Here is a 13,959-nt window from a genome sequence, read left to right as displayed (position 1 = left end):
TTTACTTTAATAATTTTAATAAATAAGCTCCATAGCCACTTTTAACCAATGGGGTTGCAATTTCACCTAATTGCTCTTCGTTAATAAAACCCATTCGATAAGCAACTTCTTCTATTGCCCCTATTTTCAAGCCTTGTCTTTCTTCTATCACCTGCACAAATTCTCCAGCCTGCATTAAAGAAGCAAATGTTCCGGTATCGAGCCAGGCTGTCCCTCTGCTTAACATACCCACTTTTAAATTGCCCTGGGCTAAGTAGACTTTATTTACATCGGTAATTTCATATTCACCTCTTGGGCTGGGTTTAATATTCTTCGCAATTTCCACCACACTATTATCATAGAAATACAAACCAGGAACTGCGTAATCGGATTTAGGATTAACCGGCTTCTCCTCAATAGAAATAGCCCGATTATTTTCATTGAACTCCACTACACCATATCGTTCCGGATCTGAAACCCGATAGGCGAAAACGACACCGCCATTAGGGTCGGCACTCGACTGTAACAATTTAGCCATTCCATCTCCGTAAAAGATGTTATCTCCAAGTACTAAAGCAACTTTATCTGTTCCAATGAATTCCTCTCCAATAACGAAGGCTTGTGCCAGTCCATTTGGCTCATGCTGAACTGCATAACTGAATTTACAGCCCAATTTACTGCCATCGCCTAATAGTTTCTCGAAATTAGGCAGATCGTGGGGTGTTGAAATAATCAGAATCTCATTAATTCCTGCCAGCATTAATGTAGACAACGGATAATAGATCATCGGTTTATCATAAACAGGCATCATTTGTTTACTCATTACCAGCGTAAGCGGATGCAATCTGGTGCCACTACCACCAGCTAAAATAATTCCTTTCATCTATTATAAGTTTTGTATACAGGTATTCAGACTATCCCTCCAATAAGGGATTTCAATATTTAAAGCCTTTTTGATTTTGGATTTATCCAGTACCGAGAAGTGCGGACGCTTAGCTTTTGTGACAAAAGCAGCAGAAGAAACCGGACTGATTTTCATATCTATTTCTGCAAATTCAAATACAGCTTTTGCAAAATCATACCAGGAAGCAACGCCTTCGTTACTGTAATGATATAATCCATATACTGGCTTTTCTAATGATATAATTTTGATTATAACTTTTGCGAGGTCTATTGCATAAGTCGGCGTACCAACCTGATCGTAAATTACATTGAGCTGATCTCTGTTTTTAGAAAGATTCAACATGGTTTTAACGAAATTATTGGCTTTTTCGGAATATAACCAACTTGTTCTGATGGTATAATATTTTTCCAGTATCCCTTGAATCTCTTGTTCGCCTTTTAATTTAGAAAGACCATAAACATTAACTGGATTTACTGGAAGTTCTTCGGTTAGGGGAATACTATAATCGCCGTTGAACACAAAATCGGTAGAAATATGGATTAGTGTCGTATCATATAACCTGCATTGTTCAGCTAAATTCTTCACAGCATACTGATTTATTGCAAACGCCTGTTCCTGTTCATCTTCGGCAAGATCAACTGCAGTGTAAGCAGCACAATTAATGCAAAAAACAGGGGAGTAAGTCTTGAAAATGGCAGCCGTTTGATCCTTATCTGTGTAGTTCAAGTCTTTACTGGACAGGAAAACAAAATTATAATCCCATTTTTTCGACCGGGTAGTTTCCTGCAAACACTGCCCCAGCTGGCCCGTACCACCAACCACTATGATATTCATGCTCATTAATTAAAATTAAAACGTAATTCCCTGCAAAAATATCAAATTAACAGAGTAAGACGCTATGTTTTAACTAAAACCCTATTTTTTTTGTGAAAAAAATAATATTCAGGGTAGTATAAAATAATATCTGACAAATTTAGTCGTTATTTTTTACCTAAAATGAAACTGGACACCTACTGCGACCGGATTCAATAAGAACTCTCCTTTTTTAAACTTATGCGAATTCGTTGGCTGGTCTGCGCCGTCAGCAGTTGAACGCTCTTTTCCGAAAGCATAGAAGAATTCCATATTACTTTCCGCAAAGATGGATAGCTCTTTTATCGGACTAATCTTAATTCCGAGTACCGGCGTAACGGTGATTCCACGTTTTCTGAAATCTACTGCAGAAGGAACTCTTTCTGCCTGGAATCCTCTGCCATTAAATTCAGTTGAACGGTATCCTAAATCAAAGGCGAAATAAGGCTGGATACCTGTATAAGAAAAGTTTTTTTCGAAACCAGCCTTAAAAGCATAATCTTTCACTTTACCACTGGTTAGATCGCAGCCGGTACAGTTATTATCAAACTGCAGGGATTTATTGATATAATTACCGTTAAGCCTGTAACTGAAGAGCCCGTCATTAAATTTAATGATATAACTATTGAATTTGGTATTGATAAACTGATGATCTTTCACCTGATTGAAAAGTTGAGGAAGCTCGATATAGTTATAGCCCCGGACACCAAGACTAATTTTAGCGTCGCCATCTTTCTGTGCAAATGCAAATGTAGAGCAGCACATAAGTGCTATCAGTAGTAATTTTTTGATCATATAACAGGTTAGTAAGGTTTATTAGTCCAAAATGAGTTCAAATTCTATGCCCTTAATTGTTTAACCGAGATATCCCTGAACGGGAATATCCAGTTCTTCCAGATCTTCAATAGCCTCAGGACAGCGTTCTATATAAATCCGGAAATCTGCTCTGTCCCGGTAAGCTTCCTCTCCGGGATAATTCGGTACGTGCTGCCATTGCGAAGCGGTTTCTGCAAACAAACTCAATAAGGCTGCCTTACGGGATGGTTTCTCGCTCTTGAGGAAATCAGCATAATTACTGATCATGATCGCGAAGTTATTATCCTCTAGCCAGCTCATATCATTTAATATTTCCTCCAGGGAATCCAGGTTGTCACTAAAATAATCTGGAAAGCTGAATTTTTCCGCTAACAAAACTACAAATGTCTTCAGGTCCCTGCATTTTTCACCGTCGGCGACAGCCATATTATGCAGGGGCTTAATTAGTGATGCAGAATCATATATATAAAAACCATTCTTCATATCTCTCAAAATTTTATAAAATGCCTGTAGTGATCTGCAGTGTAATATCTTGATCCCCGGGCAGATAAGATCAATCGTTCCGGCCCCCTGTTCTTCCCCCTAATTTTCGGATTTACATCGTATTCTTTATAAGAATCCTGTACAGGTAGCAATCTTTCTCTGTTTTGAAATCTTCGTCCGCCAACATATCCGTCCATTGGCCGCCCGTTACGTTCGATATATCCGGCGATACGATATACTTTCTGCGGGACTTTTGATACTTGCTGTGTCTGTGCATTCAGATTCCCCTGAAAGGGGGTAAAAGAAATAAAACATAACAGGAAAAAGCCAATCCATTTATAATACCTAAGCGCTTTCATATGAGTTGAATTCTTCTGTTATCCAAAAATAACATTTAATACAGCTTTTCAAAATTTAGGTAATTAAATCGGTATGTTACTTTATAAAAATGCTGATTAAGTTAAGTTATAGTCTCCTGAGAGTGTTGTTAGAGCATTATTCTACCGTTGTCCTACTAAAACCCGGTCCAATCCTGGACTTAACCCGAGGTTGACCCGAGGTCGACCCGAACAACAGCATATTAATAATATAAATAATATATAGCTTATTAAGCTATTTAATAACTCAAAATACACTGAACGTGTCATTTTATTAAAAAATAATAATCGTTAATCAATAAATAATATCTACTTTGGGTTTAATCAATAGAGTATTTATTAAATGATCAAGAGAAATGCTATTTAAAAAACGCATCAAGAGAAGTACAAAGGACCCGAATCGAACTATTGAGTATTGCCTAAACAATAAAGGCGTCAAACGAAGAGCAGGCGAAAGGACAGCTCCAATTACCGACCAGGAGAAATCCGGTCAGCGAGCTATCGTTATAGTTAGCACTTTTATGTCTCATCTAAAATTTTTTATCCGAAAGGGATTTGAGCTAGAAGCTAGAAAAAATGGCCAGGTGCCACATAATATAGCAAAGGCCCAAAATCATTCTTTAATAATAAGCGGCAAATATCCAACCCTAACTATAGATTATTCAAAAGCATTATTGACCGTCGGCCAAATGCGAATGGCTCCAAATATGCACGCCGAATTACACATAGCTGGAATTTTGTTTAAATGGGATTATGACGCCAATATCCCTGGATGCAAACCTGATGATCAAGTAATGCTGGTGGCCTATTTCCCAGAGAAAGGCTATGGCATTGAATTGTTAAACGGAGAAAAACGTCACAAAGGTGAGCACTTACTAGAATTACCCGCATCTGTTAATCTTACAGAAGTACATACTTATATGTCTTTCATATCTGCGGATCATGGCTCCATTTCAAACAGCACTTATTTAGGCCAGTTCGATTGGCAAACTCCTTTAACCCCCTAACCAGATTACCACTAAAAACCCTAAACATGACTATAAAAGCAATTATTATGAAAATTAATAGGTTCACAGACCTGATCTATTATCTGATCGAACTGGCCGAACAGCAGATTATTAACCAGAATCTACAACCTGCATATGACCCTACAGATGAATTGCTGAGCCAGAAAGAAGCTGCACACCTGCTCCGTAAAGACCCGAGAACTATCCGCAGGTATGTAAGAGCAGGACTGGTCCGTCAGGTGATAATTGCCAATATGCCCTACTACAGCAAACACGAAATATACAAGCTGAAGTCTGTACCGGCAGAATTTTAAGATTTTACCAAGACCTGGCCAATTCAGTGTCAGGTCTTTAAATTTAAAATGAAGTTTTGCATGATACCAGCATCATGATAATCTAATAATGAATAATTTATGTTTTAATATATCATGGGATTTTATTGAAAAAAAAATTAAAAAAAAGCGTTATTTGGCTTTATTTTTGCTTTTTCGTAAACAACGTCTTTCCCCAATTAAATATTAGGATATTATGCTACTTGTTAAAGTCGCCGTCCGAATTTGATTTATCCGAAGAAGTTTTTAACGAAAATTTATGCAAAAGGATTAATGAATACGGATACGCTCAGCAAATATCTTAAAACGGACTTCCTATATGACCAACTGCCGGGTGGATTCATTTCGTACCTCCCTGATGGCAGTATTTTACGCGTAAATGAGACCTTCTGCAAATGGATGAATATTAGCAACGAGGACATTTGTAAATTAAACTTCAGGTCTATTCTTAACCAAGCTTCGGAACGTTATTATGATCGGGTAATCAATCCTATCCTTAATATAAATTGTGCGGCCAATGAAGTCAGTCTTACTTTTGATTCTCCAAATGGAGAAGTTGATGCTTTGTTTAATGCAGTGAGTTATAAAGATGAGTCGGGCGGCCTGATTTTAATCAATGCTAGCATAACAAAAATAACATACAGAGAAAATCATGAATTACTGTCCAATAGGCTACCAAACCAGATCTGGACGATTTCTGCTGATGGTGAGTGTATTTTTGTTAATGAAAAAGTGAAAGATTATTTTGGTGAACAGCCAATGAGCTTCTATACTGAATTTGGTGGTGTAGCGGAGGCAGACCGGGCCAAATGTCACGAAGCATGGAAATCTTCTCTGGAGAAAGGGAAAATTTTTGAAAGGGAAATCAGGCTGAAGGGCATAAGTGAAAAAGAAGAATGGTTTTTTGTTTCTATAATCCCGTATTTTAATAAAGAGGGGAAAATAGAATCGTGGTTTGGTTCATGTACAAATATCCACAAGCAGAAAATGCTCCAGATTGCCAACTATTCCTCTCTCAGTCTCAGCCTCACAAGCGCTCATAAAACACTGGCTGAAAACAGGCAGCTGTTCACTAATTTGGCCTACAGTCATTCTCACATGATACGGAAGCCACTCGCAAACATAATAGGCTTAACGCAACTATTGGAATACGAAGAACTAACGGAAGAAAGCCGCGATTTATTCAAAATGCTGCAAACTAGTGTTCAGGAACTAGACGAAATGATAAAAATTGCTTCCAACACAATGATTACGCCTACATACTAATTTTCCTATCTATCGCGTTTGCCTTGTTGTGCAGTTATTTTGCGGCAGGTGTATTTAGATCCTATTTACCTAACTTCACAAATTCTGGAACGTCATAATCGTACATTATTTGTTTATACATGAAAAAGAAGATATTTCGGCGCTATAAGTATATGAGTAGCGCTTTAAGCGACACCTCTCTTCTTAGTGCTCAGTTACGATTATTTACCCTGATGCTCTGCGCCAACATTATCAAGGGAGGCTTATATCTTTATGATGCTGTAATTAACCATGCTAACAATGGCAGTGGCCGTGCGATACGCCTAATGGTTTCATCGGCATTGATCATTCTTCTCCTGCGAAAGTTCCCCCGAATTGTACCCTGGGGAATACATTATGCAGTGATTGCTACCATCGCTCACGTCTACTATCGCGTATTTACGCCATCTGTCGGACCGGACATCGTTGCGATGCAAGCTATTTTTATGGTTATCCTTTCTTCATTTTTTGGACTAGGTAAAAAATGGGGTACCTTTTACACATTAATATCTGCTGCCTCGGTGATCCTTGTTCACTATATTCCTTCAAAATTCGCCGGGCTACAGCCGTTACCGCAAAATTTAAGTGATCTCTATATTTCGGTTAACTGGTTGGTGATCCTGCTTTCATGTTTTTATTTCTACGGGGTTCTTTATGAAAATATGAGGGCAAGCAAACTCTTGAATGTACAACTTGCAGAGGCGGCCGACGCCAAAAGCAACTTCTTATCGACAATGTCTCACGAACTGCGGACTCCTTTAAATTCGGTGATTGGTATAGCCGGCCTTTTAAAAAGTGACTATACTAATGTCCAGCAAAGAGAGCAGCTTGACGTACTTAAATTTTCTGCGGAAAGCCTTTTAACACTGATCAATAATATCCTCGATATTAATAAAATGCAATCGGGAAAACTGGAACTAGAGTCCACTTCTTTTTCATTGGAGTTACTTTTGAATGGTATTGCTAAAGGGATGGAGTTCAATGCACAGGAGAAAGGATTGAAATTTAACTTGTCTGTGAATAACCAGATTAAAGGTAAAAACTTCATAAGTGACCCCACACGCCTTAGTCAGGTCCTTTACAACCTGATTGGTAATGCTGTAAAGTTTACAGAGCATGGTGAAGTTACCTTAAGTACCGAAGTCGAGCAAAGTGACGCTTCGTATATAACAGTTAGATTTAATGTGACTGATACAGGGATTGGAATTTCTGACGATCAGTTAAAGCTTGTATTCGAACCTTTTCAACAAGCTACAGCGAGCACTACCCGCAAGTTTGGCGGGACAGGATTAGGACTGGCTATAGTTAAGCAGTTAGTGGAGATGTTTGGAAGTCAGATATGGGCAGAGAGCCAGTTGGGTAAAGGAACGAAATTTCATTTCAGTATCCGGTTACAGCTGGACAAGCAAAAATTGCCTGATACGCAAGGCTCTGCTCCCGAGGTTGCTGAAATATCTCTGAGTAGCCTGCGCATCTTGTTAGCAGAGGACAACATGATGAATATTTACTTTATGAAACAGCTGTTCAAACGCTGGAATATTTCTGCCGACATTGCAGAAAACGGAGCTGAAGTACTTGACTTGCTGGCGACCAACGATTATGATGTGGTATTGATGGATATGCATATGCCTGTAATGGATGGTGTACAGGCAACCCAGGAGATCAGAAAATTAACAAATCCGTTAAAAGCCACTGTTTATATTATTGCTTTAACAGCTTCAGTTTCCGATCAAGTGCAAAAGCGCGTAATAAGTGCCGGAATGAATGATTATCTGCAAAAGCCTTTTCAGCTAGAGGAACTTAGGATTAAGCTTGAACAGAGATTAGTTACGCCCGAGATCACCTGATGCGGTCAGGTGCCCCAGCTGCCCCCACTAACGGCGTAGTTTTACTCATCTTGAACATTAAAAATGGATTAGTGGAATTGCCCGCGACTTTTTTGCTGGTGACTGATCCAGTATCTCTGAAACAGATCTTAAATTTGATCAATAAACCTTTCATAAACTACCGTTAGAGCTAATTTTTGCCAGCCAGAACTTGTATACAAAGATTTGGAGGTCCTTACTTTTATATTCTGATTGGGTAAAATCTCTACCGAATCCGGCAATGGGAAGGATGAATCTATATTTTCCCTGGTCAATATTAGCTTTGATTGTTCTGGATTTATAGTAAAAGAAGACACTGTAGCCTGATTTACATAGTTGACGATAATACTGGGATCGTAAACGCTTGGCATTTTACCATCTACACTATCGAAATATTGATTCTGCCAAAACTGTGAGAAAACATACGATTTTACGTTATCACGGATAATTAATTCAAGATAAGAATCTTTTAATGTTGTTATCTCTTTTAACAGCTCAGTATTTGCAACGCCGTCAAAGTTAACATCCACCTGTTTGTCTACAGTTGCACTCACAATTGCATATTTGCCATTATACTTCTGTTTTAACTCATTTATTGAATGATCTTTTTTACATCCGAAAGCTAAAAATGTAGTTAAGAATAGCAAATTAAACCAAGAGCGATAATTATTGATCCGTTTCATAGGAATAAACTAATTTTAATTAAAATGTAATTATAATTAATCTAAATCTAACACTAATTTTAATTATAGATACTTTCCCATTCTAGCTAATTCTGCTAGCCTCATCTTTAAAAGATCATCAACCTCCAGAGCTTATCCTAATTCTGTATTAACTCATCAGATACGAGTTCATAATTTCAATACAAAATTGATTCTTTCGCCTATCTCACGGACAAAGCTGGACACCACCAGACAAACAAGGACACAACAGTCTGATTTATAGGATATTAAAATACACTGACATACATTCGTTTAACGAGTCGGAAGCTACCGGTAGCCAAACAGGCTTGAATTATTATTCATCATTAAACATTTAAAATTATGTCAAAAATTAAACCAGGTCAGATAGGTGACTTCAGTGGTAAAATCGGTCAGGTTGTGATCGCAAAATGGAGAAAATTAACAGTCGGCCGCAGTGCTCCAAAAAAATCGGGAAAGAGTCCTACAGAGCCGCAGGCCAGGCAACGTTCTAAATTCGGTCTGATGACTGCGTTTCTCGGGAAATTTGCAGAAGCTATAAATCTTGGCTTTCCGGCCTTAACCGGAAACCTGTCTGCGAGAAATGTCGCTACAAGCCTGAACATTAGAAATGCGATCGGCGGAATTGCCCCGGCCTATGTGATTGATTTCGCAAAGGTTCTATTGGGAAATGGTAAACTCAATGGTGTATTTAACCCGCTCGCAGAAAGTGTTCCTGCAGAGGCTGCTTTAAAAGTAGACTGGTCTATCAACGAGATTGATGCCCGGGGAACGAAGCCGGAAGATACCATCTGCATGATGGTCTACAATCCTGAAGATGGATCTTCATTGACTCATCAGTCTGTAGCCAAAAGGGAAGATCTGACGGCTACGCTTCGCCTTCCTTATTCCTATACAGGTCATGAGGTTCATGCATGGCTCATGCTCGTAGCCGAAGATGGTAAGTCTGCTTCGAGAAGTACTTACCTGGGTAAACATCTGATTATAGATTAAAATCCCAAACCCCGGCCGGATCGCCTGGCCGGGGTTCTTTAATGTTTATTTCACATTTCTCTTAAAGAAGATTCACATGTCTATATTATTTAATAAGAATCCCATAATTCTTCCGCTAAGTCTCAAAAAACAGGGCTTTTCTCTTAAACTCCAGCAATCTATTCACCCGGTAATCAGGTTGCTGCTTCTGCTGTTAACCATCTGGATCTTCGCACCGGAATGGCTGCACCGGCTGGATGAAACAGCTGCGTCTGTAGACCAGTCTGTATGGCTGCTGATTATTCTCAGCCTGATTACTTTCTTGCTAATACTACTTATCTGCTGGTGGCTAATGCAATATCTCTGGAGCAGCAAAACTATGCCAACTCCGCATCAACTGGCTTTACATTTTAAAACCCTCACATTATGGCAACAAATCAGCTTCTATTGGGCCTGTTTTGCTTTACTCTTGCTAACAGCATCAATATGCCTGGTGGCAATTTGTTAAAGGAACGGGCAGAAATTTACACTGCTGATGCGGCCACCGAGGATAACTGCAGGGCCGCAATCCTTAAAATCGCCCGCGCAGAACTCGGCGTCAGAGAGCTGACAGGCAAAAATGACGGCCCAAGAGTAGAGGAATATCTAGCGGTAGCGGGGCTAAAAAAGGGACAACCCTGGTGCGCTGCTTTCATAAGCTGGATATTCCGTCAGGAAGGTTTTCATGAGCCGATAACCGGATGGTCGCCTTCACTGTTTCCGGCCTCTCGTTTAACGTCTAAGTTAAAAGCGGCACAGGTATTTGGCATCTATATTCCGCAGAAAAAACGGATTGCACATGCTGGTATAATTGAAAGAATTCAAGGTGACTGGTACCTGAGTATTGAGGGGAATACGAACCTGTACGGGTCTATTGAAGGTGACGGAGTTTACCGAAGAAAGCGCCATACAAAAACTAGTTATCGTACAGCAGATTGGGTAAAAATGGTAAAAACAGGATGGTAAATAACAGTTTTTTTAAAACAATCATAACTCACTGTACAACAGATAATCAAGCTCTATATATAAGGGTAGTTGAGAATAAAAATACACACCCATATGAATGTTAGATTTTCAGAAATTAATTATTAATAATATATTGACGTCACTAAAACGTTTTAACACGAATTTCCAAATATAAATACTTATGAACCAACTACGTCCGATGCATACGTTTTTGAGTGGCACTAAATCGTTTTTCTGCGATAATTTCTGTGGCGATAAACGCATTCTTAAAAGTCAATTGACGCTTCTACTTCTTAAACAAAAAAATTAATTTATGAAACAAAAATTTACCAGATTAATGAAGCCTGGACTGCCGCTTTACAGTGGAATAGCCTTGCTTTCTTTGGGTTTATGCGCCCCGGAAATCCGGGCGGCAAATTTGCCGGCTGAACTCAACCCTACTACAGGCATCATGCCTTATCGCCAGGAACTGACCATCCAGGGAACAGTAAAAGACGAGACAGGTTTAGGCCTGCCGGGTGTAAGTATTAAGGTAAAAGGTACCCAAACCGTGGTCTCTACTGATGCCAATGGTAAGTATAGCATTAAAGTTCCGACTTCAGCTGCGATTTTAGTATTTAACTTTATCGGATATGAAGCTCAGGAAGCACCTGTAGGCACTAAAACAACTATAGATGTACAGTTAAAACCAAGCAGTACAACTTTAGAGAACGTAGAAATTGTGAGTGTTGGTTACGGAACACTTTCGAGTAAAGAAGTGACTTCTGCAGTTACCCACGTTAGTGCAGAGAAATTCAATCAGAGTGGTTCACGTAATCCTTTGGATCTGATCCAGGGTAAAGTTGCAGGTTTACAATTAACCAGAACTGGTGGATCTAACCCGAATTCGGGTGTTGCTACTCAATTAAGGGGTGCAGTATCTGTACAGGGTGCAGCAGCACCACTTTATGTAATTGATGGTATTCCGGGTGGTAATCCAGATTTACTTCAACAAGATGATATCGAATCGATCGACGTTTTAAAAGATGGTTCTGGTGCTGCTATCTATGGTACTAGTGCAAATGCCGGTGTAATTTTGATTACTACCAAAAAAGGCAAGCCAGGACCTCCTGTATTTAATTACAGCAGCTATTTCCGTAAAGAGTATATAAGAGACAGGCAGAAATTTCTTACTGCAGATGAATATCGTGAGAAAATTGCTTCGGGAGAATTGAAACAGCAGGATTTTGGCAGCAGCACAGATTTTTATGATGACATGATTAATCATAGCAATCTATCTATGAACCATAATCTTTCATTATCGGGAGGTACCGAAAAGAGCAGTTACCGTGCCAGTGTAAATTACAGGAATCTGGAAGGTATTGCTAAAGAGAATGGTCGTGAAGAATATACTCTGCGTTTAAATGTTAATCAAAAAGGTCTGAATGACCGCCTGAACGTGCAGTTAAACTTGGCTACAAATATAAACAAAGCCAATATGCTGGGTGGAAACGATGAATTGAATACGACACCGATATGGGAAAGTGAAATGGCCAAAAACCCAACTTTATCCAATTACAATCCAGACGGTACTTATCGTTTTGATCTAACCAGCACGAATTATTTTGCACGCCTGAAACAGGAAACTCAGTATCGCAAACAACAAACCAGCTCAGCAGATGGAAAGATAGACATGGAGATCATTGATGGTTTAAAAGCTTCGGTTTTTGGATCCGTTACCCGCAATAACTTCAACGATGGAGGTTACCGTTTAAAAGCTGGCGAAGACTCTATGGAAAACTCAGATTTCCCAGGTGGTGGATTTGCGATGAGGGGAATGGAGCTGGAGCAGAAGTATGCTTTAGAACCTACTATACAATATCAGAAAACTTTTGCCGAAAGACATAGCGTAACGGCTATTGGTGGTTACAGTTACCGCTATAATATAAGGGAGACTTCCTTGATGGAAAACCGTGGATTTATCAATGATAATTTCCATGAAGACCGCATGCAGGAAGGTGCCGCATTAGGCTTAGGTCTGGCAAAAATGGAAAGTGGAAAACAGGATGACACTTTAACAGCCTTCTTTGGTAGAATAAACTACGCATTAGATAATAAATACCTCCTGCAAGTAATCATGCGCCGTGAGGGTTCATCTAAATTTGGAGTGAACAACAGATGGGGTAATTTTCCTGCGGTTTCCGTAGGATGGAATGTCTCTGAGGAAAACTTCATGAAAGATATCAAGTTCATTAATTACCTGAAATTAAGAGGTGGTTATGGTGTGACTGGTAACACGCCCAATGATAATAACGTATCCAGGGTAACTATGGGGCCGGGTAACAAGTACCTTTTCCCTGATGGTAACTGGTACCAGACTTACGGACCAGATGCTAACCCCAACCCGAACTTGAAGTGGGAAACTAAAAGAGAGCTGAATATTGGTTTAGACTTCAAATTAGCAGACAACCGTTTATCGGGTTCCATAGATGTGTTTAAACGAACAACCAAAGATCTGTTAGATCGTTATACATCTCCGCAGCCACCTTATGTGCAAGACAAAATCTTTGCAAATGTGGGTACAATCTCTTCCAAAGGTATAGAGCTGGCTATTAGTTATGCTGCGATTAAAAATGACAACTTTTCATGGAGCATGGACGCTACTGCCAGTACAATCAAGAACGTTCTGGATTCCTATTCCAACGATCAATTCAAAGTACCATACCAACCATTCGGTGATATCGAAGGGGCTGGTGACCTGGGTAAGGCTATAACAACCTACGAAGGCGGTGAGGTCGGAATTTTCTACGGTAAACGTTTTGCAGGCTTTACACCTGAAGGGAAATGGTTATTCTATAACCGCAATGGCGAAGCTGTAACGAACGACAAGATTAATGTTTCTTATGATGAAGGTCTAACTGACTTAGCTCCGCTTGGCAGAGCAACACCTAAATACTATATGTCCTGGACCAATAATTTCAGATATAAAGATTTTGACCTGCGAATTTTCTTACGCGGTAAATTTGACTACAAAATCCTGAACACGACGGCCCTTACTTACGGTAACAAAACCTGGAGCGGAAATGTCTTAAAAGAAACATTCGGTAAATACGCTGATATCAATGATACTTATATGTATTCTGATTACTACCTGGAAAGTGGTTCCCATGTAAAAATTGATGAAGTAACTCTTGGCTATAATATCAAGTCTAAATCTAACTGGTTCCGTAATGCCAGAGTTTATATCACCGGACAAAATCTGGCGACCATTACCGGTTATTCTGGAAATGATCCCGATTTCGTTCAGGATACTGGCCTTGGCCCTGGTATCGATCTTAGAAATAGGTATCCAAATTCCCGCTCTTTCCTGGTTGGTCTTAATGTTGGATTTTAATTAAAGAAA

The 13,959-nt window shown here is 39.4% G+C and carries 14 protein-coding genes; 8 read left to right on the top strand and 6 right to left on the bottom strand.

Annotated elements, in window-relative coordinates:
* Position 1: 1 nt before the first annotated feature.
* The 5 genes from rfbA to BM192_RS12245 all read right to left on the bottom strand — a co-directional run bounded on the left by rfbA (position 2) and on the right by BM192_RS12245 (position 3,393).
* Positions 2-862: a glucose-1-phosphate thymidylyltransferase RfbA gene (gene rfbA / locus BM192_RS12265; RefSeq protein ID WP_074963996.1), complete on the bottom strand. Its 861-nt coding sequence runs from the start codon at positions 860-862 to the stop codon at positions 2-4.
* 3 nt (positions 863-865) lie between these two features.
* Positions 866-1,717 (bottom strand): dTDP-4-dehydrorhamnose reductase, encoded by an 852-nt coding sequence (gene rfbD / locus BM192_RS12260; protein ID WP_037441796.1) that lies wholly within the window; start codon positions 1,715-1,717, stop codon positions 866-868.
* Between the two features lie 153 nt (positions 1,718-1,870).
* On the bottom strand, positions 1,871-2,530 hold the full coding sequence (locus tag BM192_RS12255) for a hypothetical protein (protein ID WP_037441798.1): 660 nt from the start codon (positions 2,528-2,530) through the stop codon (positions 1,871-1,873).
* 60 nt (positions 2,531-2,590) lie between these two features.
* The gene (locus tag BM192_RS12250) at positions 2,591-3,034 is read right to left on the bottom strand and encodes a barstar family protein (protein ID WP_051759963.1); all 444 of its coding nucleotides are present in this window, start codon (positions 3,032-3,034) and stop codon (positions 2,591-2,593) included.
* A gap of 5 nt (positions 3,035-3,039) precedes the next feature.
* Positions 3,040-3,393 (bottom strand): guanyl-specific ribonuclease, encoded by a 354-nt coding sequence (locus BM192_RS12245; protein WP_051759965.1) that lies wholly within the window; start codon positions 3,391-3,393, stop codon positions 3,040-3,042.
* Positions 3,394-3,767: 374 nt separating this feature from the next.
* Here BM192_RS12245 and BM192_RS12240 point away from each other — a divergent pair, with 374 nt between their 5' ends.
* From BM192_RS12240 to BM192_RS12225, 4 genes are all read left to right on the top strand, one after another.
* Positions 3,768-4,418 carry a DUF6266 family protein gene (locus BM192_RS12240; protein ID WP_037441800.1) on the top strand — a complete coding sequence of 217 codons (651 nt, stop codon included), beginning with the start codon at positions 3,768-3,770 and terminating at the stop codon, positions 4,416-4,418.
* A 26-nt stretch (positions 4,419-4,444) separates the two neighbouring features.
* Positions 4,445-4,732, top strand: coding sequence for a MerR family transcriptional regulator (locus tag BM192_RS12235; RefSeq protein WP_037441803.1), 288 nt, complete (start codon positions 4,445-4,447; stop codon positions 4,730-4,732).
* Positions 4,733-5,023: 291 nt separating this feature from the next.
* Positions 5,024-6,016: a PAS domain-containing protein gene (locus tag BM192_RS12230; protein WP_037441805.1), complete on the top strand. Its 993-nt coding sequence runs from the start codon at positions 5,024-5,026 to the stop codon at positions 6,014-6,016.
* Between the two features lie 119 nt (positions 6,017-6,135).
* Positions 6,136-7,881 (top strand): ATP-binding protein, encoded by a 1,746-nt coding sequence (locus tag BM192_RS12225; RefSeq protein ID WP_081857524.1) that lies wholly within the window; start codon positions 6,136-6,138, stop codon positions 7,879-7,881.
* Between the two features lie 128 nt (positions 7,882-8,009).
* Here the strand turns inward: BM192_RS12225 and BM192_RS12220 are convergent, their stop codons facing one another.
* On the bottom strand, positions 8,010-8,582 hold the full coding sequence (locus BM192_RS12220; RefSeq protein ID WP_037441808.1) for a hypothetical protein: 573 nt from the start codon (positions 8,580-8,582) through the stop codon (positions 8,010-8,012).
* Between the two features lie 360 nt (positions 8,583-8,942).
* Between BM192_RS12220 and BM192_RS12215 the strand changes: the two genes are divergently transcribed.
* The 4 genes from BM192_RS12215 (at position 8,943) to BM192_RS12205 (ending at position 13,950) form a co-directional block, all read left to right on the top strand.
* Positions 8,943-9,593 carry a DUF6266 family protein gene (locus tag BM192_RS12215; RefSeq protein WP_037441810.1) on the top strand — a complete coding sequence of 217 codons (651 nt, stop codon included), beginning with the start codon at positions 8,943-8,945 and terminating at the stop codon, positions 9,591-9,593.
* 76 nt (positions 9,594-9,669) lie between these two features.
* Positions 9,670-10,080 carry a hypothetical protein gene (locus BM192_RS20950; protein WP_051759967.1) on the top strand — a complete coding sequence of 137 codons (411 nt, stop codon included), beginning with the start codon at positions 9,670-9,672 and terminating at the stop codon, positions 10,078-10,080.
* Positions 9,999-10,577: a C40 family peptidase gene (locus BM192_RS12210; protein ID WP_037441812.1), complete on the top strand. Its 579-nt coding sequence runs from the start codon at positions 9,999-10,001 to the stop codon at positions 10,575-10,577. The genes BM192_RS20950 and BM192_RS12210 overlap by 82 nt, the downstream gene beginning before the upstream one ends.
* Positions 10,578-10,890: 313 nt before the next feature.
* Positions 10,891-13,950, top strand: coding sequence for a SusC/RagA family TonB-linked outer membrane protein (locus tag BM192_RS12205; RefSeq protein WP_234797554.1), 3,060 nt, complete (start codon positions 10,891-10,893; stop codon positions 13,948-13,950).
* Positions 13,951-13,959: the final 9 nt, after the last annotated feature.

It is taken from the genome of Pedobacter antarcticus, assembly GCF_900112985.1.
Taxonomy (GTDB): domain Bacteria; phylum Bacteroidota; class Bacteroidia; order Sphingobacteriales; family Sphingobacteriaceae; genus Pedobacter; species Pedobacter antarcticus.
This window is presented reverse-complemented; position numbering and strand designations above follow the sequence as displayed.

Excerpts from the sequence above, each read along its gene's own strand:
- rfbA (WP_074963996.1), bottom strand. The coding sequence starts at position 862 with ATGAAAGGAATTATTTTAGCTGGTGGTAGTGGCACCAGATTGCATCCG.
- rfbD (WP_037441796.1), bottom strand. The coding sequence starts at position 1,717 with ATGAATATCATAGTGGTTGGTGGTACGGGCCAGCTGGGGCAGTGTTTG.
- BM192_RS12255 (WP_037441798.1), bottom strand. The coding sequence starts at position 2,530 with ATGATCAAAAAATTACTACTGATAGCACTTATGTGCTGCTCTACATTT.
- BM192_RS12250 (WP_051759963.1), bottom strand. The coding sequence starts at position 3,034 with ATGAAGAATGGTTTTTATATATATGATTCTGCATCACTAATTAAGCCC.
- BM192_RS12245 (WP_051759965.1), bottom strand. The coding sequence starts at position 3,393 with ATGAAAGCGCTTAGGTATTATAAATGGATTGGCTTTTTCCTGTTATGT.
- BM192_RS12240 (WP_037441800.1), top strand. The coding sequence starts at position 3,768 with ATGCTATTTAAAAAACGCATCAAGAGAAGTACAAAGGACCCGAATCGA.
- BM192_RS12235 (WP_037441803.1), top strand. The coding sequence starts at position 4,445 with ATGACTATAAAAGCAATTATTATGAAAATTAATAGGTTCACAGACCTG.
- BM192_RS12230 (WP_037441805.1), top strand. The coding sequence starts at position 5,024 with ATGAATACGGATACGCTCAGCAAATATCTTAAAACGGACTTCCTATAT.
- BM192_RS12225 (WP_081857524.1), top strand. The coding sequence starts at position 6,136 with ATGAAAAAGAAGATATTTCGGCGCTATAAGTATATGAGTAGCGCTTTA.
- BM192_RS12220 (WP_037441808.1), bottom strand. The coding sequence starts at position 8,582 with ATGAAACGGATCAATAATTATCGCTCTTGGTTTAATTTGCTATTCTTA.
- BM192_RS12215 (WP_037441810.1), top strand. The coding sequence starts at position 8,943 with ATGTCAAAAATTAAACCAGGTCAGATAGGTGACTTCAGTGGTAAAATC.
- BM192_RS20950 (WP_051759967.1), top strand. The coding sequence starts at position 9,670 with ATGTCTATATTATTTAATAAGAATCCCATAATTCTTCCGCTAAGTCTC.
- BM192_RS12210 (WP_037441812.1), top strand. The coding sequence starts at position 9,999 with ATGGCAACAAATCAGCTTCTATTGGGCCTGTTTTGCTTTACTCTTGCT.
- BM192_RS12205 (WP_234797554.1), top strand. The coding sequence starts at position 10,891 with ATGAAACAAAAATTTACCAGATTAATGAAGCCTGGACTGCCGCTTTAC.